The organism is Rouxiella sp. Mn2063 (assembly GCF_049319665.1).
In the GTDB taxonomy this organism is placed as follows: Bacteria; Pseudomonadota; Gammaproteobacteria; order Enterobacterales; family Enterobacteriaceae; genus JBMOUD01.
On record NZ_JBMOUD010000014.1, the window covers coordinates 104,952 to 131,271 of the forward strand.

Annotated in this window: 27 protein-coding genes and 2 pseudogenes; 17 read left to right on the plus strand and 12 right to left on the minus strand. The window is 47.3% G+C overall.

Translation table 11 applies throughout. The annotated features are described in order from the left end of the window. Positions 1 to 57 precede the first annotated feature (57 nt). From ACL9RG_RS18180 to ACL9RG_RS18190, 3 genes and pseudogenes are all read left to right on the plus strand, one after another. Positions 58 to 150: pseudogene (locus ACL9RG_RS18180) on the plus strand (RHS repeat protein); the annotation flags it as partial. Positions 151 to 1,095: 945 nt separating this feature from the next. Further along, positions 1,096 to 1,359, plus strand: coding sequence for a hypothetical protein (locus tag ACL9RG_RS18185; protein ID WP_422794042.1), 264 nt, complete (start codon positions 1,096 to 1,098; stop codon positions 1,357 to 1,359). Positions 1,360 to 1,553: 194 nt separating this feature from the next. Beyond that, positions 1,554 to 1,670 (plus strand): annotated as a pseudogene (locus tag ACL9RG_RS18190) (RHS repeat-associated core domain-containing protein); the annotation flags it as partial. A 591-nt stretch (positions 1,671 to 2,261) separates the two neighbouring features. Here the strand turns inward: ACL9RG_RS18190 and ACL9RG_RS18195 are convergent. Next, positions 2,262 to 3,482 (minus strand): ISL3 family transposase, encoded by a 1,221-nt coding sequence (locus ACL9RG_RS18195; protein WP_422794043.1) that lies wholly within the window; start codon positions 3,480 to 3,482, stop codon positions 2,262 to 2,264. 222 nt (positions 3,483 to 3,704) lie between these two features. Between ACL9RG_RS18195 and aac(6') the strand changes: the two genes are divergently transcribed. Both aac(6') and ACL9RG_RS18205 read left to right on the plus strand, forming a co-directional pair. Beyond that, positions 3,705 to 4,154, plus strand: a complete 450-nt coding sequence (gene aac(6'), locus ACL9RG_RS18200) for an aminoglycoside 6'-N-acetyltransferase (RefSeq protein ID WP_422794044.1) — start codon at positions 3,705 to 3,707, stop codon at positions 4,152 to 4,154. Positions 4,155 to 4,431: 277 nt separating this feature from the next. Continuing rightward, positions 4,432 to 5,595: a colicin-like pore-forming protein gene (locus tag ACL9RG_RS18205; protein WP_422794045.1), complete on the plus strand. Its 1,164-nt coding sequence runs from the start codon at positions 4,432 to 4,434 to the stop codon at positions 5,593 to 5,595. 17 nt (positions 5,596 to 5,612) lie between these two features. Here ACL9RG_RS18205 and ACL9RG_RS18210 read toward each other — a convergent pair whose 3' ends face one another. Then, positions 5,613 to 5,906, minus strand: a complete 294-nt coding sequence (locus tag ACL9RG_RS18210; RefSeq protein ID WP_422794046.1) for a hypothetical protein — start codon at positions 5,904 to 5,906, stop codon at positions 5,613 to 5,615. A gap of 753 nt (positions 5,907 to 6,659) precedes the next feature. Between ACL9RG_RS18210 and ACL9RG_RS18215 the strand changes: the two genes are divergently transcribed. Continuing rightward, on the plus strand, positions 6,660 to 7,370 hold the full coding sequence (locus tag ACL9RG_RS18215; RefSeq protein WP_422794047.1) for a hypothetical protein: 711 nt from the start codon (positions 6,660 to 6,662) through the stop codon (positions 7,368 to 7,370). A 139-nt stretch (positions 7,371 to 7,509) separates the two neighbouring features. Here the strand turns inward: ACL9RG_RS18215 and ACL9RG_RS18220 are convergent, their stop codons facing one another. The 4 genes from ACL9RG_RS18220 to ACL9RG_RS18235 all read right to left on the minus strand — a co-directional run bounded on the left by ACL9RG_RS18220 (position 7,510) and on the right by ACL9RG_RS18235 (position 9,528). Next, entirely contained in the window at positions 7,510 to 7,647 is a 138-nt protein-coding gene (locus ACL9RG_RS18220; RefSeq protein WP_422794048.1) for a hypothetical protein, read from the minus strand. 224 nt (positions 7,648 to 7,871) lie between these two features. Then, positions 7,872 to 8,465, minus strand: a complete 594-nt coding sequence (locus ACL9RG_RS18225; RefSeq protein ID WP_422794049.1) for a malonic semialdehyde reductase — start codon at positions 8,463 to 8,465, stop codon at positions 7,872 to 7,874. 198 nt (positions 8,466 to 8,663) lie between these two features. Continuing rightward, positions 8,664 to 9,245, minus strand: coding sequence for a TetR/AcrR family transcriptional regulator (locus tag ACL9RG_RS18230; RefSeq protein ID WP_422794050.1), 582 nt, complete (start codon positions 9,243 to 9,245; stop codon positions 8,664 to 8,666). An 85-nt stretch (positions 9,246 to 9,330) separates the two neighbouring features. After that, complete coding sequence (locus ACL9RG_RS18235; protein ID WP_422794051.1) at positions 9,331 to 9,528, minus strand: helix-turn-helix domain-containing protein; 198 nt, start codon at positions 9,526 to 9,528, stop codon at positions 9,331 to 9,333. Positions 9,529 to 9,703: 175 nt separating this feature from the next. Here ACL9RG_RS18235 and ACL9RG_RS18240 point away from each other — a divergent pair, with 175 nt between their 5' ends. The 3 genes from ACL9RG_RS18240 to ACL9RG_RS18250 all read left to right on the plus strand — a co-directional run bounded on the left by ACL9RG_RS18240 (position 9,704) and on the right by ACL9RG_RS18250 (position 12,940). Continuing rightward, positions 9,704 to 11,053, plus strand: a complete 1,350-nt coding sequence (locus tag ACL9RG_RS18240; protein ID WP_422794052.1) for an amidohydrolase family protein — start codon at positions 9,704 to 9,706, stop codon at positions 11,051 to 11,053. Positions 11,054 to 11,159: 106 nt separating this feature from the next. Continuing rightward, the gene (locus tag ACL9RG_RS18245; protein ID WP_422794053.1) at positions 11,160 to 12,365 is read left to right on the plus strand and encodes an arabinose transporter; all 1,206 of its coding nucleotides are present in this window, start codon (positions 11,160 to 11,162) and stop codon (positions 12,363 to 12,365) included. A gap of 254 nt (positions 12,366 to 12,619) precedes the next feature. After that, positions 12,620 to 12,940, plus strand: a complete 321-nt coding sequence (locus ACL9RG_RS18250) for an RcnB family protein (RefSeq protein WP_422794054.1) — start codon at positions 12,620 to 12,622, stop codon at positions 12,938 to 12,940. 16 nt (positions 12,941 to 12,956) lie between these two features. On the opposite strand, the gene ACL9RG_RS18255 is transcribed toward ACL9RG_RS18250, so the two are convergent. The 3 genes from ACL9RG_RS18255 to ACL9RG_RS18265 form a co-directional block, all read right to left on the minus strand. Further along, entirely contained in the window at positions 12,957 to 13,820 is an 864-nt protein-coding gene (locus ACL9RG_RS18255) for a helix-turn-helix transcriptional regulator (protein WP_422794055.1), read from the minus strand. Positions 13,821 to 13,841: 21 nt separating this feature from the next. Continuing rightward, positions 13,842 to 14,468, minus strand: coding sequence for a YbhB/YbcL family Raf kinase inhibitor-like protein (locus ACL9RG_RS18260; RefSeq protein ID WP_422794056.1), 627 nt, complete (start codon positions 14,466 to 14,468; stop codon positions 13,842 to 13,844). A 181-nt stretch (positions 14,469 to 14,649) separates the two neighbouring features. Beyond that, a complete protein-coding gene (locus ACL9RG_RS18265; RefSeq protein ID WP_422794057.1) occupies positions 14,650 to 14,913 on the minus strand; it encodes a hypothetical protein in 264 nt (87 codons plus the stop codon). Between the two features lie 218 nt (positions 14,914 to 15,131). On the opposite strand from ACL9RG_RS18265, the gene yghU reads away from it, so the two are divergent. After that, entirely contained in the window at positions 15,132 to 16,010 is an 879-nt protein-coding gene (gene yghU / locus ACL9RG_RS18270; RefSeq protein ID WP_422794058.1) for a glutathione-dependent disulfide-bond oxidoreductase, read from the plus strand. Between the two features lie 78 nt (positions 16,011 to 16,088). Here yghU and ACL9RG_RS18275 read toward each other — a convergent pair whose 3' ends face one another. Next, a complete protein-coding gene (locus ACL9RG_RS18275) occupies positions 16,089 to 17,183 on the minus strand; it encodes a DNA alkylation repair protein (protein WP_422794059.1) in 1,095 nt (364 codons plus the stop codon). 158 nt (positions 17,184 to 17,341) lie between these two features. Here ACL9RG_RS18275 and ACL9RG_RS18280 point away from each other — a divergent pair, with 158 nt between their 5' ends. Then, entirely contained in the window at positions 17,342 to 17,707 is a 366-nt protein-coding gene (locus ACL9RG_RS18280; RefSeq protein WP_422794060.1) for a nuclear transport factor 2 family protein, read from the plus strand. Between the two features lie 91 nt (positions 17,708 to 17,798). Then, a complete protein-coding gene (locus tag ACL9RG_RS18285; protein WP_422794061.1) occupies positions 17,799 to 18,479 on the plus strand; it encodes a helix-turn-helix transcriptional regulator in 681 nt (226 codons plus the stop codon). A gap of 50 nt (positions 18,480 to 18,529) precedes the next feature. Here the strand turns inward: ACL9RG_RS18285 and ACL9RG_RS18290 are convergent, their stop codons facing one another. After that, positions 18,530 to 19,447, minus strand: a complete 918-nt coding sequence (locus tag ACL9RG_RS18290) for a LysR family transcriptional regulator (protein ID WP_422794062.1) — start codon at positions 19,445 to 19,447, stop codon at positions 18,530 to 18,532. Between the two features lie 79 nt (positions 19,448 to 19,526). Beyond that, positions 19,527 to 20,726, minus strand: coding sequence for a CynX/NimT family MFS transporter (locus ACL9RG_RS18295; protein WP_422794063.1), 1,200 nt, complete (start codon positions 20,724 to 20,726; stop codon positions 19,527 to 19,529). 74 nt (positions 20,727 to 20,800) lie between these two features. Between ACL9RG_RS18295 and ACL9RG_RS18300 the strand changes: the two genes are divergently transcribed. The 5 genes from ACL9RG_RS18300 to ACL9RG_RS18320 all read left to right on the plus strand — a co-directional run. After that, the gene (locus ACL9RG_RS18300) at positions 20,801 to 21,634 is read left to right on the plus strand and encodes an AraC family transcriptional regulator (RefSeq protein ID WP_422794064.1); all 834 of its coding nucleotides are present in this window, start codon (positions 20,801 to 20,803) and stop codon (positions 21,632 to 21,634) included. 164 nt (positions 21,635 to 21,798) lie between these two features. Further along, entirely contained in the window at positions 21,799 to 22,389 is a 591-nt protein-coding gene (locus tag ACL9RG_RS18305; protein ID WP_422794065.1) for a TetR/AcrR family transcriptional regulator, read from the plus strand. Further along, positions 22,386 to 23,318 carry a DMT family transporter gene (locus ACL9RG_RS18310; RefSeq protein ID WP_422794075.1) on the plus strand — a complete coding sequence of 311 codons (933 nt, stop codon included), beginning with the start codon at positions 22,386 to 22,388 and terminating at the stop codon, positions 23,316 to 23,318. Before ACL9RG_RS18305 ends, ACL9RG_RS18310 begins: the two co-directional genes overlap by 4 nt. A 114-nt stretch (positions 23,319 to 23,432) precedes the next feature. Then, positions 23,433 to 23,702, plus strand: coding sequence for a hypothetical protein (locus ACL9RG_RS18315; RefSeq protein ID WP_422794066.1), 270 nt, complete (start codon positions 23,433 to 23,435; stop codon positions 23,700 to 23,702). A gap of 861 nt (positions 23,703 to 24,563) precedes the next feature. Next, positions 24,564 to 26,320 (plus strand): S8 family serine peptidase (locus ACL9RG_RS18320; RefSeq protein WP_422794067.1); only part of this gene is annotated, 1,757 nt, incomplete at its 3' end.

Consider the following 26,320-nt stretch of genomic DNA (forward strand, 5'->3'; position numbering starts at 1 on the left):
TGCTAAATATTAGTAAACGACAGGTATAGCGGTATTAGGCATAGCTAACTGCAAGGCCCAGGATTTGCGCAGAACCTGCGTATGCAAGGCCAATATCCCGACCGAGAAACTGGCCTGCACTTTACTCTTTTCCGTTACTACTCCCCAGATTCTGAAGATGTCCTTTCTTTTATCGATATCGATATCGATATGGGTTTTATTTTTAAAATATTTCAAAGTGCTGAAATGACTAATCTTATAAAAAATATAAAATATTTTGATGGTTTTGAAGTACAAACGGCAGAGTTGAAAGTAATTACTGGGAAACCATGTGTTCTGAAAATAAAATTAAAAAATGGTGATAAAATTGAATCCGTAGGAGATGATTTTTTCGAATGTTTTAAGTCTTTAAGAAACAGTAATAAATCGATAATTTATTATTGTAAGGGAGCCAAGAAAAATGTACTCCCATCAAGAATGACTAGACAAATGGCAATGGGTTTAACTGCTTATGAAACAGTTTTAGGCCAACAGGCGCGTAAAGAGGATTTAGTCGATATTTTTGATTTTGATGATGAAAATATTGTTTCGGATCCACAGGAGCAAGATGAATACCAAAAGGAATGGTTTGCATCTTTGTGATTTTTGCGAGGCTGATAACACATTCTGTGTAAACAGTCTCTATCCTCCCAGCTATTTTGTCACCCGCCACGAGAACTTTGCCAGCAAGTCCTTTTTATTAGCAAAACCGCAGCCAGACCCTCAACGGACAGCCGTAGGGCCATCGCGTTACGACTAGCTTTGTCTGGGAAAGGTTTCGCCTATTGCAGGAAAGGTAGCTACGCTCCGCTTGTATGTATCGATGGCAACGAGAACCCGCAGATGTGTTCACTATTACTGAACATACTCCTGATAGCGACTCTCAAGTATATGTTACAAGTGGAAGTTCAGGGGCTACCTCAACCGAAATGCGTGCAAACTGAGTTTTACTACCAAATAATTCGGCAAGTTATGAAGGGAGTGTTTCCCGAAACTATAATGGTAGGCGGATAAAATTGGTGGGGAGTGGCAAATAGTCACTGCTGGTGGTAGATATTCTGGAGCGACAGAGTCGTTATGAATCTAGAAAATATTAGCGATAAAATATGTAGTGTATTAATTACATCTGCTTATGTTGATGAAGCAAAAGAAATTAAAGGGTTAATGATTAATATATTAACATTAGAAAAACACAATCCTATTAGAGTGTCTGCATTAGAGAGTTTAATATCTCGTTGTCATCCTAAATGGCTTGGGGATTATTATATTAATAATGTTAGTTATAAAGAATGGACTGATCTTATTACAAAGTTTAAAAATAAGCTTATTAAAGAAAGATAAAATAAAACCGGATGTAATTTCCCTGATCCTTCCGGCTATTTTATTATCTGTGACCTATCAATATCCACTAAGTCCAGTCCGGCTGGAAACGGCACCAGCCAGTTCGCTCTATCAGCAGAATCAGTAGTCAGTACGTCTGACCGATGCAGAAGGAAAAAGCAGCGCCTGGGGGCAAACTGCAACGATAATCCTGATTGCAGGGCCAATACCTCGACCGCGAAACCGGCCTGCACTCTACTCTGTTCCGTTACTACGACCCGGATTGCGGGCTCTTTACCCAGCCAGACCCGATAGGATTGTTGGGGGGGTTACCAATCTTATGTAGAAAGAAATTTTGCTCACTATAGAATTGTAATGATAATTATTATCATTTATTGACAAGGGGAAGATAGATAGATATACATAAAATACTGTGTTTATATGGGTCTTCCCCGATCATGGTGGCTCAATCGACAGCTTTACATTGTTCACTTTTTTATTGTTTTACCGAATTAGGAACTTGGGTTTCTATTTAAGTGTCATATGTATTTATGATGAAAGGAATAACGCTTATGCTGTGCTTAAAAAAATATGCATGCCCCGTATTTATCTTATTACTTCATAGTGTTGCAGTATCGGCTTCAACAGACATGTTTTATGGGAGTAATAAGAAAGATCATCCATTGCTATCAGAGTCTAAACAAAAACCAACATTATCTTGGGAGAAAGGTGAGTCTCAACCCTATAAAAATCCACATTGCCTCACTCCTAGCGATCAGGGGTGCAGCAATATGTGGAGAGACGAAAAAAGAGCGGAAATTAACGAGCGTATGCTACGACATTACCAGCACAGGCAAATACCGAGCGAATACAACATTAACGACAAAAAATACTCTATAACTCTCTGGGGGGATGGGGATTGATCAAAAATCCACATTCAGCTTCCCGTAATGGAACATCACACCCATTTTGAAGCGCTCCCTGTTCCGGTATCCCCTGGACTTTATTCTCAGCAACCTGATTTTACTGTTCAGTGCCTCCGCATTACCGTTTGATACACCGTGACGCATGGCGTTCAGAATACCGTATAGTCTTTTCCCTATCGTTTTAGCCGCATTCTTCATCATGGGGACATCACTGTTAGCCGCCAGCGCCAGCCATCTCTGCCAGTCATTCCGTCTTGCCTCGCTCCATGGCCTGTTCCAGATATCCTTTGCCAGCTCTTTCAGAGCCCAGCACTGACTCGTCAGCTTCATCTGCGCACGCAGCCATGCCAGCTTTTCCTGCCTGGATTCGGTCATCCACTTATCGCTGTACTGCCACAAGAAGCGGGTTCCCTTTGCCTGACGGCGACTTTCAACAGGGAGGTGCGGATGTTCATTCTGACGGGTTTTATCCACTACTTCACCCAGTTGCCTTGCCACATGGAAGCGGTCGAAGGCGATTTTCTCAACCGCACTGGGTAAGTGGATACGCGCTGCCCTTATATAGCCTGCGTTCATGTCCATCGAAAGTGTTTTGATGGTCAATAACTGGCTGTCAGTGAGTGTGCGAAGATAACTGGCAAGGCTTTCTGTACCTCGATCATCAGTTAAGGCCAGCGCACGTCCATCGCGATCGGAGATCACCGTTACATAGCGATGTCCTTTTTTAAAAGCAACCTCATCCACATTCATATGACGGGAGGATAATGGCTTTTTTATCCTGGCCAGTCCTCGCTTAACTGCCCGGGTCATAATACCATCAACCGCATTCCAGCTGAGCTTAAGTTGTTTCCTGACGGCGTCAACAGTGCTGATTTTCAGCCATGAGAGAACGAACGATTCGAACAGGAGTGTATACCGGCTTCCAGATCCCGCCCACGGAACAGGGAGGGTCTGGCATCCATGCTCAGGGCACATAATGCGGGGAACATCAGCTTCGACTAATGTCATGAACTGGCAGGTATCAAGGTGGCGCCATTTACGGTGCCGGTGATCGTGGACAGGGCGGGATTTACCACAGGTCGGGCAGGATAATGATGCGTTTTCAGCGACGCCGACGATGACGGTAACAGAACCGGCCTTATCATCAAGGGAAAGGGATTTAACCTGCCACGGTGCGGTAAGATTAAGGATGTGGGCGTAAAGGGATTTTTCGTCCATGGCAGGCTCCGCAGAAAATCGAGACCTCCACTGGAATGCCCTTTGCTGAGGCCGGAAAATATCCTATGTCAACAGTTTTGTTGAACCCTATCGGGAGGAAAAACAGATTAATAAAGTAACAGCCTAAAATATAAATATTTATAAGGCTACTTTTTTGAGACTTAAAAGCAGTTCCAGACATAATTTTGATTCGAGCTTCGTTATGACCAATGGGGGTATACCTTGCAAATTAAACTAATGGATGAAACCTCTTTGAACGCGTGGCTTGGGCTTCGAAGTCAGCTATGGCCAGACCATAGCTGTGAAGAGCATATTCGAGAAGGCCAGAATATTTTATCCTGTCCCGATAAATATTTTTCATTCGTGGCAATAAATAACCAGAATCGGACAGTTGCGTTTGCCGATGCCACTGTTCGCCATGATTATGTGAACGGTTGTGAAAGCAGCCCGGTGGCATATCTTGAAGGGATTTTTGTTATTCCTGAACAGAGAGGTAGGGGCATTGCCAAACGGCTGGTTGCAGCCGTACAGGATTGGGGAGTGACAAAAGGTTGCACCGAGATGGCCAGCGATGCGCCATTAGATAATCATATATCTCATCAAATGCATCAGGCTTTAGGCTTTGAAGAAACCGAACGCGTGGTATTTTTCAGAAAAAGAATAGCCGGTTAAGAGCCTTCACCCGAAGTTAGCGTTTTATTGTACAAAAAATAAGATACCCTTTTCAGCCAGCGTCCCTGATTTTTTGTGTGTCGCTGTGCTCAAATAATTGGCCTGCCGTTAAAATTCTCCTCTGAGTTAGTGGATGCGCGTCTTTCGTATAGGGCTACCGACCTTTATCGTAGGAAAATCTCCGTTTCCCAAGCTGACGCCTTAACCACCACAACAGGGGAAGACCCGTTTATATACAGTAATTATTTATCTATTCTAATGTTAAGGAGATCGATATATGAGCATTGCATACTACAGAGATGGCGTACCATTCAACTCTCGTGGAGAGCCAGTTATTGTGATTACAAGTGGTAAAACTGTAACTAATGCGAGTCTGGGGGACGGCATAACTAGTGGCTTTGGAACGGGGTTGGCCCATTCGCCAAATTCAATTTCGCAAACGATTCGCCCTGAGGATTTTGCAAAAAATGTTGCACAGATTCATGTTCAAGAACTTGGTTATGGGATGAATGAAAATAATCAGAGGCAGGTTGAACTCGATAGTATTTTGAGCACAGCACAAGAAAAGTCTAGTCAAACAGGAACTGCATATTTCACTTTAATAAATCCAACGCCTGAGCAAAGAGCACAAGCCTTAGTGAATTACCAAAATTCAATTGTCGCAGAACTGCAGGCTAAAATTGCTTCAGAAGAAAATGCAGCAGAATATATTGAATTAGACATCATACTCAATAATGGTCGTATTTGGTGGCCGAGAAGCCAAGCTGATGCAAGCCAAGCACAGCAGTATGTGAATATAAGGGGGGAAGATAAGGAAAAAGTAAATCAGTTGGTAACTAATGACAGGCAAAATCTTTTAATAATTCAATCGAGTATGACATCTGTTCAAACAGAAATTGATAAAATTCTAGCAGCTACGAAATTTACAACTGACTTTTATAAAGTAGTAGCAGCTCAATTTAGCGATAACGCAGCTAAAATAGCTAAAGAGTTTGCAAATGCAGCACAAGGCAAGAAATTACGTAATGTTGATCAAGCATTAGCCGCTTTTAACAAATATCAAAGTGTTCTTAACAAGAAGTTTGGTGTTCAAGATCGGCAAGCTATAGTGAATGCATTAGCAGCGCTAGATTATCAAAATTTATCCCAAAATTTAGTGAGGTATAGCAAGGCACTAAGTCTCGTAGGGTATGGCTTGGACGGGGTTAGTTTAGTGCAAGTACTTATTTCCTCTGTAAATAGTGGTGACTATAAACCATTCTTTGTTAAAGTAGAATCCATGGCTGCAGGGGCTTTGGCTACTGAATTAGTAGCATGGGCATTCGCAGTAATCACTGGTTCCGCACTTGGAATTCTAGGCTTTGGGTTGTTACTGGCCGTTATTGGTGCTTTGATTGATGATGATTTAATTGGAAAGGTAAACGACACCTTATTTAAATGATGTCGTTATAATTAATTTTATCTGCGTTTAAATTTTGTTATAAAATATAGCAAGCTTAGTGGAATTGCGAAAATGAGAGCAACTAAACCTACCCACCATCCCCAATGGGTAGGTTTGATCATTTTAGAATTAATGTGCTCAATAATTGCTACGGCAAAAGGGAAAGAAACAGAGGAAGCAAAACCAAAAATTAAAATATAGGGATAAAACTCCTGATCTTCAGGACGCTCTTTAAGTAATAAAAGCAAGATGATGATTGCATAGAAAACCAGGCTGTATAACAAGTGCTTGATATAGTAATTTTTTTTCATTTTTTCTTCCTTAGTTTTCTATAAGTAAAGAAACTATATCATAATGGTTTTGTAAGAATCTTTAACTTTATATCAACATAATAATCATGGTGTATTAATTGTCTCAACTTTACTTAATCTCACCATATTATATCGAGATTACAATTTACATTGTGTCATTAAGATTTTTTCGTAAGATGTGCAACGTGGCACGGAAAAATGCAATGCCAAGTGTTTGGTAGCATGACCCTACCTGATCTTACCCAGCAATAGTGGACACGCGACTAAGTCAATAAACTCTCTGACAGATATAACACTGCGGATATAAGCAAGTTTGTTCGGTTTTGAGGTTACGCAAATCGTGGATGGTGTAAAAGTTGACTAGACTGGCGAAGTGCAGCAAGTTTTGTTGCGAAATCCCGAGCCTCCCGCTTTGTTACGGACATAGGCCGCTGGCAGAACAGGTGACAAAAGAGCATCTGAGACATTAAAAGAGAAGGATAATATTGCTTAACGTAAGTTTTCGTTCCATTGAGCGTCAGACCCCCGATCAGCAACAAAAAGAACTGCGTCGGATGCATGAAACCAGGCCGTACTCAATTGGCGACCTGGCTGAGCTATTTTCAGTTTTACGACCAACAGTTTATAGAACACTTGCTAGAAGAAATAGGAATCCGCCCTCTGTAATGTTTACATAAATATGGTTATTTTAAATGTAAGATGAAAATAAAAGACAATTAATGAACAAGTTAAGCTAAAAGGTAAGGCGATATAATGTCTACAGAATTCAACAATCGGTTTAGGAACGCTACTCAAGATATCGTTCGTCGATACTTCTTGACCGCTGTCCGCTATCCAGGACAGCGTAATGGTTTAACGACTTTTGACCTCAACAGTCACTCTGTCGATAATAATAATGTGGTTACGCTGGATGTCGCCGCCGTTGGTAAGTCTTATCCTCTGATGGGGTTCTGGGTACCGCAGGGTGGGTCTTGTGTGATACCCGCGAACCCAGGATCAGGGTGCTTTGTATTTACTCCTGATTTCAGCGGTTGCTCAATCTTGGTCGATCAAATTGACGCTAATCAGTATAGGGTATACCACGTACAGGGCGGTTCTAATTACCTCCAGAAAGAATATCGCGGTGCTGACAATAGGCATGGGCTAGGGCTCGCCGCTTCGATGATCTTCGACGATTACGGCGATGCAGCAAGACCCCGCGGTTTTGCATTTCTGAAATACGAAAATGGCCGGTGGTGGATCTACTACCAGCGCCATAATGGTGTAGGCTTGAACTATAGTTATAGTGATGGACGTTTTCGCGCCATAGGCCCTCAAACTGTACGTGGTGGAGGCCGTATACCCGTTGCAGATCTCAGATCCGAGGTTCCTCGTATTAATGGACGTCACAGTGGTCAACATTTACCTGTTACCCGGAATATCCGTGCGGCGCAACGGATGCTTCCCAATGACGAAATTTGGTAATATTTCCAATATTTTTGCTTTGCAAAATGGATGAAGCGACAGGCTCATGGTATTGCTGATGATGAGGTGAAATCGGTATTTAAAACATGAGCTTAGGTTGGGAACGTCGCCATGTTGGCATCCTCCGATAAGTGATGTTTTAAACCACCACCGGAGAGGCTAATCGCCAGGTGGCGGACTGAACAGGGTTAGCCTTACCGGCCTTATCGGACACCGGCGCATCTTGCGATGCCCCCGCCCAGCCCAACATTGAGGTGTAGCCGAACGCGCGACACAAAAAAAAGACGCTGGCGCGTCATGTGTCGCCACTAAGATTTTATCAGGAGGCTAATCCCGTTGCCTGATTTTGCAGGCAGGCCAACCTTACTGCGCGAAAGAACAAACGGCTAGACCTTTACGTAGAGAAAAAAAGAAACGCCAACAGAACTCGCAAAAACGGCGATGTTATGGCCAAGTGTAAACCAGAGATTTCACTTACAATCGAGAAAGGTTGTAATCAGCTTAGATAATTTTACATACTTCCCCAAATTCCAGACGTGGTTCCCTTGGATAAAGTTTATCGTCATCACCATAACCGAGGGTACAAATAAAGTTTGATTTCCATGTCGTTCCTTTAAAGAAAAGTGTATCCACTTGTTCATTATCAAAACCTGACATGCCGCAGGCATCAAGGCCCAGAGAGCGGATGGCAAAAATCATATAAGCCCCCTGCAATGTACTGTTTCTGAAAACCGTTTCTTGGGTTAATTTTTTATTTCCATCAAGAAGGGGGCGAGGATCGTATGTTTGAAAAAGCCTTGGTAGAAATTCTATCCAACTTTCATCATATGCCAGAATAGCTGTGACAGGTGCACGTTTTACCTGAGCAGGGTTTGATCCCCACATTGCAGAAGCCAGCTTTTCTTTCTCTTCTTCGCTCTTAATAAAAAGGATTCGCGCTGGATTTGAATTAAGAGCTGTCGGACCCCACTTCATGATTTCATATATTTCATGAAGATTTTCGTCAGAGACAAAACGGTCCGTCCAATAATGATACGTTCTTGCTTTAGTAAAAATTTGCTCTATTGCTTCTGCTGAAATTGCTTTTTTAGGCATGTGATTGTCCTTACTCTTCATTAAGAATGATATTTTTTATTACTGTATTTATTTTATTTCTTAATATTTTTAATTTTTCATCATCATTCCTTTTTAATTTATAGAACATGTCTCATCATTTTATTAATGATGATTCTTTACTGATTGGTAAAGAATGGGGCCAAAAAAGACCGCAGGTAAGCGGTCTTATTGCCAGGATTAAAGTCGGGCTATTGTTCCTTCAAGCACATCAGCAAGAAAAGCGTTGTCCTCCATCGCGTGACTGAAAATGTTCAAACCACCGTAAATTGTCAGAAACACACGCGCTACCTCTATGGCCGGACGATCGCTAGATAGTTCGCCATTTTGCTGTCCGGCAGCAATAGTACTGCATACAGAGGCTTCCAGTTTCGAGAAATAAGCTTGGTTAATCTCTTCTATCGCGGGATGTTTTTTTCCGTGCTCCATCGTTGAAAATAGAGCCATGCAGGGGCGGTTGCCGTTCGGATCAAGGCCGCCATTTACAACCCATTGCAGCAACGCCCTTAAGCGTTCTTTAGCAGAGCCTGAACCTTCCAGAATTTCAATTTGCGCTTTTAGCCCCAGCTCTTGGTAGCGACGCAGAGCCTGTTCATAAAGGTTTTGTTTGTTGCCAAAAGCATAATACAGGCTACCACGGCCAAGACCCGTTCGTTCACATAGTACCTGAGTTGAGCTCGCCTCATAGCCAGTGTCCCAGAAGACGTCCATCGCGGCTTCAATCACACGCATGTCATCGTATTCTTTGGGCCTTCCACTCATTGCTTTATCCTTTACGTAATTCCCAGGCCGGATTAAAACAATACTTTACCGATCAGTCAACAATTGCGTGAGCAGGCGAACTCTTCTATACCACTTTTATCTCTACTCCTTTCACCCCAATCTCCAGATCTCCAACCGGCTCTCGGGTTTCCAGACGAGATACCGCGCGTCTAACGCCAGAATCTGACATGCCTAATACCACGGCAGCACGCGTGAAGCCGCCGCTTTCCACTATGGCTGCCAATACAGCGACACCCGATAATAAACGCCCGCCGACGCTCATAATTCCCCCTGCTTTTGAGTCAACAGAGTAATGACATAACGTCACTTCAGTAAACAGAGCGGTAGGCTTAACCTTTGCGTCACGCGGGGTTGGCATCAACCCAAGCTATGTAGCCCGGACACCCTATTGGGCGTACCACGCTGTCAGATTCATGTTGTTACGGATGTATAGCAAAATGCATAACACCACTCATAAGCGGACGCTTTTCAAAAATGGAACCGTGCTTACCCTGGATAAAACTATCGGTGATTTCGCCGTCGCGGATGTCTTGATCGAAGGTTCACATATTATCGCTGTTGGCCCAAATCTGAGCGCTGAAGAGGCGTTGGTTATCGATGCCAGCGGCCATATTGTGATGCCAGGATTTGTGAACCCTCACCAGCACGCGTGGCTCGGTCTATTACGCGGACTGATGCCAAACGTTGAAACTCTCAACGACTATTTTGATGCGATCCCATTTGCCATCGGACGTCATTATCGTCCTCAGGATATGTACCTTGCTACGCTGCTGACCAGCCTGTCATGTCTGGACGCTGGTATCACCAGCATTCTGGATGCAGGCCATAACAGCCTGACACCTGAGCATACCGACGCCGCGCTCAATGCTTTCGATACGGCGGGCCTGCGCGCTATTCATATGGTGGGGCAGCCAGTTGGTATGTCAGTTAAGCACTGGCCTGGAGAAGTTAAACGCCTTAAGCGACCTGCCGACGCCTTGGTCAATATTGGTCTGTTTGCCAATGTTGCTGAGGCGGAACAGTGGGCTGTTGCACGGGAGTCTGGCAGTCCCATTCTTAGTGAGTTTGGTAACTGGGATGGCAGCGTATCGCCACTGCGCGATCTGCACGCTCGGGGTTTACTGGGTTCGGATAATATTTTCAACCATTGTGTCCGTCTGACGGATGACGATTGGGCGATTCTGGCCGAGGCTGGAGTGAACGTTACGGTTAACCCACGTACGGATGCATTATTTGGTTTAGAAACAGAGGGTTTCCCATATCAAAACGCGATTGAGCACGGTCTTCGCCCTGCGCTTGGCATTGATATCGACACCTCTCAGGGCGGGGATATGTTTGGTGAAATGCACGCTGCCTTTGTCCAGCAACGAACCTTCGTGCAAAGAAGACGTGCCGCTGGGGAGACCTCTGTACCTGCACCGGTTCATGTCAGAGCAATTCTAGAGGCGGCAACCATTGATGGCGCACGCTGCATGGGGCTGGAGAGCAGCATCGGTAGCCTCACGCCGGGTAAACAAGCGGATGTGATCATGATCCGTACCGACGGCATCAGTATCTTCCCATCGCATAATGCAGTCGGCAATGTTGTGCATATGGCTAACCGTAGCGATGTGCGTACCGTCATGGTTGCAGGCCAACAGCGTAAGCATGACGGACAGCTGGTCGGTGTTGATATGGCGAGTATTCGCAGTGAAACAGAGGCGGCACGCCGTTACTTATTCGACGCCTCTGGCTATCAGCCACATGCGCTGGAAGAGGCGTTTCCTCGTCTGAACCCGGCAAACTAAGCGCCGTAAAGTGATTGAAGTCTGCCGCATCCTGAGTTGGGGGCGGCAGACTTTTGTTTTATAAAAACTGCTCTTTTCAAAGGGCAAACTCTTCAAAGGGTAAACAATGTCTTCAAATCAAAAAACGTCCTCGACCTCGCGGGTAGGTGCTCATCCTGTCAATTCTGTTCGCGCCATGTTGCCTATTGCAGCCGGACTTTTTTTGGGCTTTATCTCCGTGGGGTTGCCGTTGCCAATTGTCCCCTTATTCGTGCACCAGGTACTTGGCTTTGGTGATGTAATAGTCGGATGTAGCGTTGGATTGCAGTTTTTGGCGACCGTTCTGACCCGCAGTTATGCTGGCAGAGCAGCCGATGTGCATGGTGGGAAATCGTCGATGATGCGCGGGGCTGCTGTCTGTGCATGTGCAGGCGTGCTGTATGTGATTGCGGCAACCTTACACGCTTCACCTGCTGCGGCTTTGGCGGTATTACTGTTTGGCCGGGTCGTCGCGGGGATTGGTGAGAGTCAACTGGTCACCGGGTCAGTGACATGGATGATTGCAACGGGCGGCCCAACGGCAGCGGGTAAGGCAATGTCACTGACGGGGATGGCGATGTACGCGTCTCTGGCGTTAAGTGCCCCCTTCGGTATGATGATTTACCAGCATTCCGGCTTTGAGAAAGCGACGGCGACGATTGTGCTCACCTCATTATGCGCCTACGCCATAGGTTATCGCACGCTCGCCGCGTTTGCTTACGGCGGGGCGCGGGTACCGATGATTCAAGTTCTTGGGAAAATCTGGCGCAGCGGTATTGCGCTGCTGTTACAGGGGGTTGGCTTTGCGGTTATCAGCGCCTTTTCCTCGCTCTTCTTTGCCTCACGAGGTTGGTCACACGCTGCGCTGGCAATGACCTTTTTCGGCGGTGCTTATGCCTTTATGCGCCTGTGCTTTGGTCATCTGCCCGACCGTATTGGCGGATATCGGATTGCGATAATCTCGTTGGGCATTGAAGGTCTTGGTCAGGGGATGTTGTGGGGATCGACAAACGAAGCGGTTGCACTGGCGGGAGCCTTGCTCTCTGGCATGGGGTGTTCGTTGTTGTTCCCGGCGCTGGGGGTTGAGATCCTCAAACACATTCCGCCGCAGAGCCGTGGTACCGCGCTCGGCGGATTTGTTGCCTTTCAGGATATCGCATATGGCATAACCGGCCCGATTACCGGTGTGTTAGCGGTACATTTTGGCTATGCCTCGGTCTTTCTGGTTGGCACGATAGCCGCGATATTGGGTATCGGTTTTGTATTGTTTGAGAAAGCCAAATCTCAGGGATAACGCCGACCGAACTTAACCTCTATTTTAGGTGGATGAGACTATTAATGCGTGCCGCTGAGCGTTTTGCGAACTCGAGGCGGTTTTCGCCACGTTTATTAACAATAATCTCCATCCATCGAAGGCGTTTTCTCGCTATTATCTATAACAGTTAACGCTCAGATTTTGATATGTTGCCAGACATGTGCCTGCGCACAACAGCTGGTGACAACGCCCCTTGGTGGGCGCTGAGCAGATGGTTTTATTCCGGAGATGCTATGCGTTATTCTAAATTTATTATGTTGTCGGCGGTGGTTTGTGCCTCGATGTTGTCTTTCGCGCACACGGCTGCGGCGGCAACCTCTCATGAAATCACCTCGTTCTATGATGATTCCCAGCTGTATAAAATTGGGGATGTGGTACCGAGCGTGTATCGTACTAAACCTTACGATATTGTTGACTGGCAAAAGCGTAACCTGCCAGCGCCTCTGTCAGGCAGCCACTGGACATACATCGGCGGCAGCTACGCGCTGATAACCGATGCTGAAGGTAAAATCCTCAGAGCAGAATCGGGCGATATCTTCTTCGCTAACGAATAGCAATACCTCGCGGCTATCAGCGAATATCGGCGGGTGAACAGCCAAAACGCTGCTTAAAGCGTAACGAGAAACGAGAGCTGGCGCGATAGCCACAGGCATCGGCGATTTGCGTCAGGCTCCAACGGGTGGTTTGCAATAGCGCCATGGCGTGGTGCATGCGGACATCCTGCAATAGTTCACGAAAACTGGTTTGTTCTTCTGCGAGTCGCCGCCGCAATGTCGCCTCGCTCATCGCCAATTGCTGGCTGGCATCGGCTGCCGTCCAGGCAAATTCTGGCGTGCTCGCCAATAATGTGGTTAAGCGGGTGCTGATAGTCTCGCCAGTGTGGGGCATAAATACGATACCGCGCTCGGCCAGCGCAATCAGTACTCCTTGTAGACGATGTTGCTGTAGCGCCGTGCTGGGGGATTCCCCCTCCAGACCGCGTAAGCAATAGTCCAACGTATCCTGCAATTCCTCATCTAATACCAAGGTCTTAAAACGGCTCAGTGGCGATAACGCGGCCAGCATGGGGGCGTGTTCTCGATAAAACGCGGCAATCAGATCGGATGAAAAACTCAAATACAAAGACTGGAAATAACCATTTTCAGCATCGGGCGTTTTACTGACGTTCACCTGGGTATTTTGCGCAATCAGCATAATACGATCGCGACTTTCCAGCGTAACGGATGAACCCTGTTCATCTTCCGCCTGCAACCGACCCGACTTTATTCGTAACAGGCTGGCTTCAAAAAAGCGAAAACCACGTACCTGATGGGGCTGCTGGATAAAAGGGTGGGCAAGCGAAAAGAGCCGGCAGTGGTCTACCGGCACTTGGGAAGGCAGCAGAGTATTATTGATAATTGGAATATCAACGGTGCTCTTGATAGGGTTGGGCATCGACTCTCCTGCCTGCGTTCATTACGCGACGTTCGGGTTTAAACTGTAAGTACCGGTCAGGCTGGTTTGTGCCAGTACATGGCCTTCGATAGCTGACAACACGTCTGGGCCATAGATTTTACCTTGCAGACTCAAACGCGGAACATCTAACGCGTACAGGGTAAAAGTATAATCGTGGGCGATGGTGTCATTCCACGGTGGGCAAGGGCCATCATAACCGTGATAATCGCCGCTCATTTGCTCATCGCTGGCGAACCACTTGGTGTAGTCATTAATACCGTGGCGCATGGCGGATTCTGCAGGTAACGCAGGTTTACCGCGTGGGGTAATCGCCTCGCTATGGCTGCCCGCGGCAATCTCACGCAATTGGGCAGGAATATCGACTAATACCCAGTGGAAGAAGGTGATACGCGGCAATGCTGCGGATATTTCTTTTCCTTCCTGATTCACATCGTCCACCACGCTAGGGACGTGCGGGTCCTGGCATAGCAGCACGAAGGATTGTGTGCCCGCTGGCACGTCATCCCAGGCTAAATGCGGGTTTTTGTTGCTGGATAGGGCCAGGTGGCTTTCTTTGTCCTGCACGGCAAAAGCAAACTCACTGGGGATTGCTGAACCATGCGTAAAGTTTTGGCTGGTTAATTTCATGGGAAAATCCTTCAAAGATTAGCAACGCTCAACATCTCTACCAGAGAAGAACATGACCTGTCTCGGTAGAACATGGCGTCATTATAGTGCGGGACGTTACATGAAAAATGACTTATCCAGTCAATAAAGTCACCTTTACCGTCATTTTGAGCGGAAAGGTGATTTTATTATTCGATGACGGTTAATCCTTAAACCAGAAAAAATAGGCTGCAATCGTAGGTGGCAGGAAAATCAGCAGCATAATCGGCAGTTCTTCACCCACGCTATATCCGGCTTTTACGACCCCAAAATACATATTGGCCAGGCTAACGGCGAGCCAAAGCATGATAAACAGTCCGCCTGCCCATTTTTTGATACCAGGAAGGGTGGCTGACAATCGTTTAATGCGCACATAAAAGCAGGCTAACAGTAGAAAACCGCCGAGAAAAAAGAGCAGGGTATGCATAAGATGTGATTCTCATAGGGAGTGGCGTGGTCGGCCCCACGGGCAGTGCGTATCATATCCTATTTCTGAAATATCGGCTCCGAACGGCCAAGGAATAACTTATCTATAATTGGTCTATTGCAGCATAGCGGTAGGGCACAAATTAATCCCCTCTGTTTAACGGCTCTCCGTTAAGATGGTGAAAACTATTACCTTTAATTGAGTATTTGGAGGATTAAATGGCTGATTTACCTGAGTATGTACCACCAGCAGTCTGGGTTCCAGGCAAGGCAAACGGCGGTGCTTTTGCCAATATCAACCGCCCAACGGCGGGAGCAAGATTTGATAAAGATCTGCCGGTTGGGAAACATCCTCTGCAACTCTATTCACTGGCAACACCTAACGGCGTAAAAGTCACGGTATTGCTCGAAGAACTGCTAGAACTTGGTCATACCGGTGCAGAATATGATGCCTGGCTGATTAAAATTGGTGACGGCGATCAGTTTGGCAGCGGTTTTGTCGCGGCTAATCCTAACTCTAAAATTCCAGCATTAGTCGATCACAGCGGTGCAGAGCCAGTTCGTGTGTTTGAATCTGGCGCCATCTTGCTGTATCTGGCGGAGAAGTTCGGCGCATTCCTGCCAACAGAGAGCAAAGCGCGTACCGAAACGCTGTCTTGGCTATTTTGGCAAATGGGCAGCGCGCCGTTTGTCGGCGGCGGTTTCGGGCATTTCTATGCCTATGCTCCGGCCAAGTTTGAATACCCAATTGACCGCTTCGCGATGGAAACCAAACGCCAGCTTGACGTGTTGGATAAGCAATTAGCTGACAATGAATTTATCGCCGGTAGCGAATATACCATCGCTGATATTGCCATTTGGCCTTGGTACGGTGCGCTGGCGAAAGGCTGGTTGTATAACGATGCCGCCACCTTCTTGTCGGTGCATGAATACAAGAACTTGCAACGCTGGGCGAATGCGATTGCTGAACGTCCTGCGGTACAGCGCGGGCGCAAAGTAAACCGCGTATTTGGCGATCTCGACAGCCAATTGCACGAACGTCATGATGCATCGGATTTCCTGACCAAAACTCAGGATAAACTGAACACACAAGGCTAAAACTCTCTTTAGCTGACGCTATCCAGCCGCTTATTTATTCGCGCGGCTGGATATTTTCTTATTTGATAGCGGCGCTGATTAACAACGTAATTCAAAGAACGCGCTGGCGACCACTTCCCCATTCATAATCAATTCAACCTGATGCTTGCCCGGATAATGTTTACGCGTGGTGAAATCACGGATCTGCTGTTTACGGCTAAAGCGAATGCGCTCGCCGGGTGCCAGTATTAACTCCTTCAGCTTAAATACCTTGCTCGATGTGGTCCCGTTTTGCCGCACATAGTGCAGGCGGTAATCGATGATAAGTTTTTGCGTATCAGTAGAGGTTGAACTGAGATCGGCGGATAACGTTATGCTGTCGCCAAGAGAGAGTTGCCCTGGAGAAATGCTAAATTCATGGGCGGTAATCTCTGGCACGGCATCTGCGCCCATTATCGCCAGCGCTTTGTTGTTGCCTTGTTTTATCAGCGTGCGCAGTGCCTGACGAATAATCCAGCGGGTTTGCGGGTTATTGCTATCCCATTGTGCGACGCGATCCAGCACCCAATCAGGATGAGATTTCGTCACATCATTAAGATGATTCGCCACCGAGCGACGCACATACAAGCTCGGATCGTTGTGCAAATTTTCCAGAATAGGGGCCGCCAGTTCCGGGGAGGCTTCAATTTCTGCCAGTCGGAATGACCAAGGCAGCCGGGGGCGAGACCCTTCGCTTGCCAACCGGCGCACGGCGGCATGGCAATCCAGCGACCAGGCTTTCATGATGTCCAGCGCGCGCGGTGTATCGTCACGTAAGAACTCACGCACTGCAAATTCGGACGTGCCGAACGGCGTAAAGAATTTTAATGCTGCCATTGAACGCTCAAAATCATGTCGGCCGTATTGCCCGACATAATCCGGTGCGATGAACGACATAAAGCCTTTGCTCAGTCGGGGAGCGGCGTCGACTAATAACAGTAATGCTGAGTCATAATCTTTTGTTGCCAGCGCGATGGCGTCGCTGGTGCGGCGAACTCGCTGCATTAATGTCAGGTCATCCAAGCCATCAAGCACCGTCGAGAGGAAAACCTTTTCATCAATATCGGTATTTATCGATTTAAGTAGGGTTGCCAAGGTACGAAACTGCTGTTCGCATAGTAAGTCTTTGAATGGGATAGGGTCTTTGCTTGCCATTTTTATTAGGATCTCCGTTCGCTATGCCATACGTCACGGCACAACTCACAGTATTGCAGACCCGGCTGTCAGTTTCTGTCAGGAGTGTTGCTCAGACTCCTGACAGAAACTGTCGCAGTGATAGATGATAATCAATGTATCTAAAACAGGAGGTCACAATGCAAGATATTACTCATAACTTACCCGAGGTTATCCAGGCTAACATTGCAGCTCATAATGAGCGTGATGAAGATACTTTTATCTCAACGTTTGCTTCAGATGCTTTGCTCAATGATGCAAGTCGAGAATTCTTTGGACATGATGCTATTCGAGGTTGGGTCAAAAAAGAGATATTCGATGATAGCGTAACGATGACGGTGAAAAAGGCGTATATCAATCATGGTAATATTATTATTCATGCTATTGTTGATGGCACATTCGATAAGTCAAAATTACCAGACCCTGTTATCCTTACTTATTATTTTAGCGTGAGGGATGAGAAAATAACGCAATTAATTATCTTATTAAATAAAGATATTTATTAATGGCTATTAATGTCTGAAGTTTGTTTCAATGTTAGTGATGGTTATTTCTATGTTATGATGACGTTTATAATCAACTTCGAGATAATACATTATGTCACGTGCTGCCAGACTTCTTGATATTCTTCAAATTCTCAGAGGAAGGCAGCGTCCAACGACGGCCAAAGAGTTGTCGGTGGCGGTGAGTGTATCGGAAAGAACAATTTATCGAGATATCCTTTCATTAACCGCAGCCGGTGCGCATATTGATGGTGAAGCTGGCGTCGGTTATTTACTGCGTAAAGAGACATTCCTACCGCCATTAATGCTGACGGAAGACGAGGCGGAATCGCTGTTACTCGGTTTGAGATATGTTAATCAACGAGGTGATACCACTTTAAAAGAAGTGGCAATGAATGCGCGGAGTAAATTGGTCAGTATTCTGCCTGATGCTATCCGTTTACATGAACATTCACCGGAAGTATTACCCGGTCCTTCCTATGACTATTTTCCAGAAAATATATTGCCGCTTAATTTCTTTCGCATTGCTATTCGCCAGCAATTACGTCTTTATATCTCGTATTCTGATGAGCAAAAAAATATCACTGAGCGAGAAATATGGCCAATGGCATTATCTTTTACCGATTCGGTGCGAATTTTAGTGGCCTGGTGCGAACTGCGCCAGCAATTTAGGTTCTTCCGTACCGATCGTATCCTTACCGCCCGCGAAGGGGAAAAATACCCGATATCCAGAACCAAGCTATTGAAGCAGTTCAAATCTCATTATGATTTTTAAATGACTCGCGCACTGAATGCGCGCATGAAGAAATTAATCACGTTTTAACCTTAGCGGGTATTGTTATCCCAAGGTGAAGTGGTGAATTGCTCGATAAGCCAGTCGGAAAATACGCGGGTTTTCTGCGGTGTATAGCGTGCTGAAGGCCTAACCAGATGAATATCGCCGCTATATTCGAACTGCCAGTCATTTAAAATTCGCACCAATTTTCCGCTATTAAGCTCATCTAAAATAAGCCATCGGGCGCTGATCATCACGCCCATTCCAGCCACGCCCGCCGCGACCAGGGTGGTGGAGTCATTGGCTATCAAACGCTCATTCACTCTTACTGTCGCCGTTTTGTTACCCGTACGAAAACGCCAGTCTGGATAGCCTTCGATACGAGGATTCACCAGACAGGCGTGCTCAGTGAGTTGCTCCGGCGTTTCGGGGGTACCATAGCGGGATAAATAAGCCGGGGCTGCGACCAAAATACGCTCGTTAGACGATAATCTGCGTGCGACCAGACGGCTGTCGGCCAGATCGCCAATACGTACCGCCAGATCGAAACGTTCATGTACCAGATCAACATAGCGATCGGAGAATTCAGCATCGATAGTGATCTGCGGCCACGTAGCCATAAACTCAGGCAGTCGAGGTGAAATCCAGCGTTGCCCGAAGGTTGCGGGCAACGCAATACGCAGCAGGCCAGAGGCGATCTGGTTGTTTTGAGTGACTTCGGCTGAGGCTTCATCCATCAGCGACAGCGCCGCTCGCATGCGCTGATAATAGCGCGTTCCCGCCTCGGTTGGGGCGAGGCGGCGGGTTGTGCGTTCCAGCAGTCGAATCCCCAAACGTGCCTCAAGCGCGCTGACCCGCCGAGAGATAATGGAGGCATCGCGATTGAGCACGCTGCTGGCCGCGGTGAAACTGCCTTTGTCAAAAGCCGCCAGAAAGGCCTGCACTTCATCTAACTCGCTGCCGTCCATGCTATTCCCCAGATAATTGATAGTATCGCGATGCCTATTATCATCTGATTTATAGATGTTCAGCCAGCGTTGTCAGCGGCTATGGCACATCCGAGATACGACGGGCGCGACCGGCCAGCCATCCGACAATGGCCATCACTACACAAAAAGCCAAGCACAATCCCAAAGACAGATGCCAGTTGTGGCTTATCTCATGCAGTTTACCCATGAGCGGCGGGCCTGCGGCAGAAAGTAAATAACCCACGCATTGCACCATCCCTGAAAGCGCGGCGGCTTGATGCGCATTGGCGCTGCGCAGGCCGACAAACGACAGGCTGAGGACCATGCTCATCCCGGTGCCGATACCCAGAAGTATGACCCAAAGGGTGGCCGCGGTAGGAGCAAATAACAAGCCTAACAGGCCGGCGATTGTCACCAAGGTTGATAAAAATGCGGGAACGCGCTGATCCTTTAATCGGGCGATAAAGGGGATCACAAACAGCACCGGAAGCGCACCTGAAAGCTGCAACAAGCCGTGCAGGGAGCCAGCTTGCGCAGCCGTATAACCGGCATCTTGTAAAATATCTGGTAGCCAGCTGATGGCGACATAGTTGATAAAGGAGTTGATGCCAAAGAACAGCGTCACTTGCCAGGCTAACGCCGAATGCCAGACCTTGTTACTGTCAGCTGAATTCAGGGCGTTTGGCGCCATAACCGTATGGCTACGCAACTGAGGTAACCAGACAATCGCGCTGATAATTGGCAGCAAGATAAAGATGCCGGTTGCAAAGCGCCAGCCGAAGTGGGAAGCCTGCGACAATGGCACCACAATAGCGGAACTTAACGCCGCCATCGCGCCCATTGATAAGGCATAAAACGCGGTGAGTATCGTCACTTTCGCCGGGAAATCGCGCTTTATCAGGCTGGGTAACAGCACATTAATAATCGCGATACCGCTACCTATCACCAACGTGCCGAGATAGAGATTCCACTCCGAACCGGTCGAGCGCACAGCAATACCGATAGCGGTAACGCATAAGGCGATAAACAGCGTGCGTTCAATACCATATTCGCGAGAAATTCTGGCGGCGAAAGGGGAGATAAAAGCAAAAGCCAGCAGCGGCAGCGTGATCAACATCGATACGTTAGTGGTGCTAAGCGTAAAGCTATGTTTGATGGTGTCTAATAATGGCGCAATGCCGCTTATCGGCGCGCGCAGCGTTGTCGCAATTAACAAGATCCCGATAATAAGCAAGACGGGTCGTGCCACTGAATGACTGAGAACAGATGGGTTGCTCATAGAATAAAATGACTCAATGCGGTGGAGATAAAAGGCAAGTTTACGTATCGCTACCGAGGATGAATTACGTTATATTGACAAAAAAATCACTAAAAACAGTCATCGTGATGCCAACCCTAAAAGAAGCACCCGCATTGTTTAATCCTGATGTGCTAACGCAGCCCGTTATTTCCTTCTTTTACGAAATTTCTGACGGCACCATTGAATCGCCTAAACACACTCACCGTAAAGGGCAGCTGGTCGTCGCTATGCACGGCAGTGTGATCTGTGAAACCGATAAAGGCTGGTGGATGGTGCCGCCACATTGCGCGGTGTGGATCCCCGGCGGGATATTGCATAGCAACAGCACAGACCACAACGGCGTGCTTTATTTTGTCTATATCGAACCTGAAACGGCTAATTTGCCCACCAGCTGCTGCACGTTATCGATAACCCCGTTGCTCAGAGAATTAATTCAGCGACTGGCAGAACTGCCGCAGAACTATCAGGCGGATGATAGCGCCGGGCGTCTGGCCGCGGTGTTGCTTGATGAACTGGTATTGATGAAAGTCGAACAACTGCATTTACCTATCTCCAACGATCCGCGTCTGCGCACGATTGCCAAATTATTAACGGCCAACCCAGCCGATAGAAGAAAAGTCGCCGAGTGGGCGCAAAAGCTGGCAATGAGCGAACGCACCTTCACCCGCTTTATTATCAAAGAAACCGGCATGACCTTCGGACGCTGGCGGCAGCAACTGCATATCATCATCGCCTTACAGCAACTCTCTGCTGGTGTTCGTGTTCAGCGGGTGGCGGATAACTTAGGTTATGAGTCGGTGAATGCTTTTATCACCATGTTCAAGAAAGTTTTGGGCAAACCGCCAGCCCGTTATTTTTCCAGTCTTGATGAGCCAACCGAGCGTTAGCCTTAGCTAAGACCCTGCAAACGTCCCACCCACTTTTATCCCGCTTCGCGTAAATCGCTGTCCGCAATCTAGCGGCTACACTTGACGATAAATTTTGAGTAGGTAGACTGGTCTACCTACTCGTTTTGAACGGCTGATAATTATCGCCAATGCCGGAGGATGTGATGTCTGACTCATCAAAAGAAACCACTGAAAGCGCCCGCGAGCGTTTGCTTGAAGCCGCCCGTGTGCTGTTCTACAACGATGGCATTGCCGCGGCGGGGATCGATGCGATTGTTAAAAAAGCCGGGGTCGCGAAAAAGAGTCTGTATAACAACTTTGCATCCAAGGCCGAGCTGGTGGCGACCTATATCGAAATTCGTCATCAAGAGTGGCTGGATTTGTATGCTGAACGGCTCACGCAAGTGAGTACGCCAAAAGAGAAAGTATTAGCCGTATTTTTGGCTTATCAGGATCATGCTGATTATGCCTATGAGCGCGGTTTTCGCGGCTGCGGACTATTAAACGCTGCCGCCGAACTGCCAGCAGGCGCGCCGGGCAGAGTGGCGGTGCGCAAACATAAAGAGCAGGTGGAATCACTGCTGGCACAACCGCTTGCGATACTTTGTGGCGGTGATACCGCGCGAGCCTCGCAGATTGCTAAACACTTCTCCTTTTTGCTGGAAGGGGCGATGTCGCGCGCCGGTTTGGAAGGCAACAGTGATTGCGTACAGCAGGCGACCGAGATGGCAAGCCTGATGATGGACGCGCTATGAGAGCGGCATCGACAGAACGTGCTTTGGGTATCGGCAGCGTATTGATTGCCGCCATCTTGTGGGGCACCACTGGCACCGCCGCAACCTTCGCGCCAACGGTGAGTTCAGCAGCTATCGGCGCCGTCGCGATGGGGATCGGTGGATTATTGCAGGCATTGATCGCCATAAAAAGCATCGTTAATAACGGGCAATACCTGCGCGAGCAGTGGCGCTGCCTGCTGCTGGGGGCGATTGCCGTCGCTATCTATCCGCTGGCGTTCTACGGCTCAATGCGCCTGGCTGGGGTGACGATTGGCACCGTGGTGTCTATTGGTTCTGCGCCGCTATTATCGGCGTTGATCGAATACCGTATGGATAAATCACCGCTTACCCTGCGTTGGCTGACCGGCGCTATCCTCGGCGTTGTTGGTATGGCGCTGTTGTGTATTGCAGAAAGCAGCGGACACACAGCAAGCGAGGCGTCATCCGAGGCACTGATTGGGGTGGGGCTGGGATTACTCGCAGGCTTAACCTATGCGCTCTATTCCTGGTCGGCACGGCGTTTAATGCAGCGCGGCATTCCCTCGAAAGCGGCAATGGGCGCCACCTTTGGCCTCGGCGGTATCCTGCTGATGCCGGTACTTTTTGCCACCGGCGCACCGTTATTAGCCTCATGGGAAAACGCCGCCGTTGGTGCCTATATGGCTCTGGTGCCGATGTTTTTGGGTTATGTCTGCTTCGGTTATGGGCTGGCACGAGTGCAAGCCAGCACCGCCACCGCCATCACCTTATTTGAACCGGTGATTGCCGCCGTGCTGGCAGTGATTATTGTCGGTGAGCGTCTGCCGGTATTAGGCTGGACAGGTATTGGATTTATCATCGCCTGTCTGCTCTTTATCACCGCCCCGGCCAAGCGGACGATCGGTGCGAGGAAAAGCGCGGTGGGGTGAGTTTTTTAGGCGTGGATATTTTATTAGGGAAGGTTATTTTCAGCTCGTTATTTCATTACATGCCTATACTCCATTAGCAGAGTTATTTCTTTATTAATCAATATCGAGGCCAGCATGAAATATATCCTAACTGGGGCAGTGTTATTGTTATCTATCGGTGCAGCGCAGGCCGGGGAGGCGCATGTTTGTCGTTCTGAAACCCAGAAAGTACAAAAATTTATTGGGTTGTCAGATAACACGACCTTTACCTGTGGTGAGAATGTTAAAGGCAATATTCCACAACTTGCCAGTCAGGGCTGGAAAATTGTTCAGGTTACTCAGCAGGTTGAGAGCTTGGGCGCCTCGCCGACCAGTTATTACGAGCTGGTGGTTCAGAAGCCTTAATTAATCGTTATCCCCGTCATACTTGATATTGCCTGAGCTTTGGCTAGGTTACTCGCCCCATCCTTGGGGCTTACCTCGCGGGCCAGCGCAAGGAGCCGTTCAAATCAGTTCCACGTTGATTCATCGTTCCCTTGCTAGACATTAATAGATTTTTTGGCCGCCAGATTATTGATAATAAAAAGTCTCCGGTGCGGAGGCTTTTTAAATTAAAACTCATATTAGTTAGAGATTTCCATTTATTAATTACTATTTATTTTTCTTCTGATGATATGAATGAGAATGTAGTAACAAATAATCGTTATTAGCATTAACCAAAACCAGTATTTCTCAGAATATCGATGAAAGAAATATCCTGAAGCGATAGCAACTACGATTGCAAATGGATTGACGATTATATCGTCAATGAGGAGTTCAAGCTGTTTCCCTTTCGCTTTTCTAACCATTATTTAGTAATCCTTATAATAATGTAATAGAGTGTTTTTAATTATATGTTTACTCTTTTTAGCATAACTAATTGCTTTTTGTATTGCTGAATCTATTTTCTGCCTACCCCAGCCATAAATCTAAAACGGCTATCAATAAACGGAGATGCTTTTATCGTTACGCACCACGTCTTCAGAAAATGAGCGGAAAGTGTAAAAGGCACAACTTGAAGCCACCGGAACACCTCAAAAATCCCCTATACGCTAAATCAGCAATTTTGAATCATTCCTCCCTTAATCCCACCCGGATGTGATTTGTCTTGAGGCGAATACCAACAGCATAAATAGACGAATGCGCATTATTGTGCTTTATTTTTTATGTTACGTTTTGAATACATTTTTTACAAATAATTAACAGGACAAAAGGATGGTATTAGGGATGGAAAGGAAAAATCGAAGAATAACATTACTATTTTGCCTTGCCACTATCGGCAGTACTCAGGCGCAACCTTATACGGAACAAGGAAAATTAGGTGATCCGGGCAGTTGGCGGAGTGCAGAATTTAATGCCGAATGGGGCTTAGGGGCTATCCATGCCGATGATGCTTATGCTGCCGGATATACTGGAAAAGGCATTAAGTTAGGTATTTTTGATCAACCTGTTTACGCCGGACATCCTGATTTTGCATCGGGTAATAAGGTTATTAATTTGGTGACTCAAGGGATCCGCGAATATACCGACCCCTATATTCCCGTAAAGCGGGGAGATGCGTTTATTTATGACGGTTCACCGAGCGTGGGTTCCGACGGAAAATTAGGTTCCCATGGTACCCATGTTGGCGGTATCGCTGCGGGTCCACGTAATGGTAATGCAATGCACGGAGTGGCATTTGATGCACAGATTATCAGTGCCGATAATGGTGATCCCGGGCCGGAGGATGGCATTATCTTGGGTAACGATGGGGCAGTATATCAAGCCGGTTGGAATGCCTTGGTGGCCAGTGGCGCCAGAATTATTAATAATAGCTGGGGCATTGGTATTACCGACAAATTTGCCAAAGGCGGCAGAGATCCGGCTTATCCCCACTTTACGGTGGATGATGCGCAAAAGCAGTTTGATCAAATCAAGCTTATCCTTGGCACAAAACCTGGCGGCGCTTATCAGGGCGCGATTGATGCATCACGCAGTAATATTCTGACCATTTTTGCTGCTGGGAACGATTATAATCTCAATAATCCAGATGCAATGGGTGGGCTGGCTTATTTTGTCCCCGATATTGCCCCAAACTGGCTCACCGTGGCCAGCCTGGCTCGGGATAATGCCTCAAGTAATGTTGTACCTTATACCATCAGTAGCTTCTCTTCGCGTTGCGGCTATACCGCCAGTTTCTGTGTGTCCGCACCGGGAAGCGCTATCTACAGCACCGTTATCAATGGAACATCCAGCGAAGATCTCACCACCGGCTATGGCAATAAAAGTGGTACTTCGATGGCGGCACCTCATGTGGCGGGCAGTGCTGCGGTATTAATGCAGCGTTTCCCATACTTTAGCGCCGCACAAATTTCCGATGTATTAAAAACTACTGCCACCGATATAGGCGCACCGGGCATCGATGCGCTCTATGGTTGGGGAATGATTAATCTCAGTAAGGCGATTAATGGCCCGGGTATGTTTATTACCGAGCAGGATATTCCAGCTGAGTTTCGTATCCCGGATCCCGAGGGGCTGGCTTATGGCACCGGGCAGTTTGTCGCCAACTTACCTGGGATAGGGGCAGTGCTTGATGCTGGTAAACCGACACAACGTATCTGTGACGATGTGCATTGTGGTGTAGATATCTGGAGCAATGATATCTCTGGCCACGGCGGTTTGACCAAGGAAGGTGTCGGGGCACTGGTATTAACCGGCAACAATACCTATAGCGGACCGACCTGGGTTAATCAGGGCTTGCTGGCTATCAATGGCTCTCTGACCTCAGACGTTAGTGTTCAAAGCGGCGGTATTATTGGCGGCGCTGGTACCTTGGGTTCATTGCATGCATTGAGCGGCGGTACCGTGGCGCCAGGTAATTCGATTGGTACATTAAATGTGACCAACAACGTGAGTTTTGATGCGGGATCTCGTTACGCGGTAGAAGTTGATAACAATGGCAACAGCGATCGGATTCAGAGTGCGGGTACGGCGACACTTAACGG

What these genes read in the sequence shown, in the direction of transcription:
- ACL9RG_RS18290 (WP_422794062.1), bottom strand. Translation starts at nt 19,447, where the DNA reads ATGGACGGCAGCGAGTTAGATGAAGTGCAGGCCTTTCTGGCGGCTTTT.
- ACL9RG_RS18315 (WP_422794066.1), top strand. Translation starts at nt 23,433, where the DNA reads ATGAAATATATCCTAACTGGGGCAGTGTTATTGTTATCTATCGGTGCA.
- ACL9RG_RS18310 (WP_422794075.1), top strand. Translation starts at nt 22,386, where the DNA reads ATGAGAGCGGCATCGACAGAACGTGCTTTGGGTATCGGCAGCGTATTG.
- ACL9RG_RS18255 (WP_422794055.1), bottom strand. Translation starts at nt 13,820, where the DNA reads ATGCCCAACCCTATCAAGAGCACCGTTGATATTCCAATTATCAATAAT.
- ACL9RG_RS18265 (WP_422794057.1), bottom strand. Translation starts at nt 14,913, where the DNA reads ATGCATACCCTGCTCTTTTTTCTCGGCGGTTTTCTACTGTTAGCCTGC.
- ACL9RG_RS18235 (WP_422794051.1), bottom strand. Translation starts at nt 9,528, where the DNA reads ATGAGCGTCGGCGGGCGTTTATTATCGGGTGTCGCTGTATTGGCAGCC.
- ACL9RG_RS18240 (WP_422794052.1), top strand. Translation starts at nt 9,704, where the DNA reads ATGCATAACACCACTCATAAGCGGACGCTTTTCAAAAATGGAACCGTG.
- ACL9RG_RS18285 (WP_422794061.1), top strand. Translation starts at nt 17,799, where the DNA reads ATGTCACGTGCTGCCAGACTTCTTGATATTCTTCAAATTCTCAGAGGA.
- ACL9RG_RS18230 (WP_422794050.1), bottom strand. Translation starts at nt 9,245, where the DNA reads ATGAGTGGAAGGCCCAAAGAATACGATGACATGCGTGTGATTGAAGCC.
- ACL9RG_RS18205 (WP_422794045.1), top strand. Translation starts at nt 4,432, where the DNA reads ATGAGCATTGCATACTACAGAGATGGCGTACCATTCAACTCTCGTGGA.
- ACL9RG_RS18215 (WP_422794047.1), top strand. Translation starts at nt 6,660, where the DNA reads ATGTCTACAGAATTCAACAATCGGTTTAGGAACGCTACTCAAGATATC.
- ACL9RG_RS18195 (WP_422794043.1), bottom strand. Translation starts at nt 3,482, where the DNA reads ATGGACGAAAAATCCCTTTACGCCCACATCCTTAATCTTACCGCACCG.
- yghU (WP_422794058.1), top strand. Translation starts at nt 15,132, where the DNA reads ATGGCTGATTTACCTGAGTATGTACCACCAGCAGTCTGGGTTCCAGGC.
- ACL9RG_RS18260 (WP_422794056.1), bottom strand. Translation starts at nt 14,468, where the DNA reads ATGAAATTAACCAGCCAAAACTTTACGCATGGTTCAGCAATCCCCAGT.
- ACL9RG_RS18295 (WP_422794063.1), bottom strand. Translation starts at nt 20,726, where the DNA reads ATGAGCAACCCATCTGTTCTCAGTCATTCAGTGGCACGACCCGTCTTG.
- ACL9RG_RS18280 (WP_422794060.1), top strand. Translation starts at nt 17,342, where the DNA reads ATGCAAGATATTACTCATAACTTACCCGAGGTTATCCAGGCTAACATT.
- ACL9RG_RS18210 (WP_422794046.1), bottom strand. Translation starts at nt 5,906, where the DNA reads ATGAAAAAAAATTACTATATCAAGCACTTGTTATACAGCCTGGTTTTC.
- ACL9RG_RS18185 (WP_422794042.1), top strand. Translation starts at nt 1,096, where the DNA reads ATGAATCTAGAAAATATTAGCGATAAAATATGTAGTGTATTAATTACA.
- ACL9RG_RS18245 (WP_422794053.1), top strand. Translation starts at nt 11,160, where the DNA reads ATGTCTTCAAATCAAAAAACGTCCTCGACCTCGCGGGTAGGTGCTCAT.
- ACL9RG_RS18250 (WP_422794054.1), top strand. Translation starts at nt 12,620, where the DNA reads ATGCGTTATTCTAAATTTATTATGTTGTCGGCGGTGGTTTGTGCCTCG.
- ACL9RG_RS18225 (WP_422794049.1), bottom strand. Translation starts at nt 8,465, where the DNA reads ATGCCTAAAAAAGCAATTTCAGCAGAAGCAATAGAGCAAATTTTTACT.
- ACL9RG_RS18305 (WP_422794065.1), top strand. Translation starts at nt 21,799, where the DNA reads ATGTCTGACTCATCAAAAGAAACCACTGAAAGCGCCCGCGAGCGTTTG.
- ACL9RG_RS18275 (WP_422794059.1), bottom strand. Translation starts at nt 17,183, where the DNA reads ATGGCAAGCAAAGACCCTATCCCATTCAAAGACTTACTATGCGAACAG.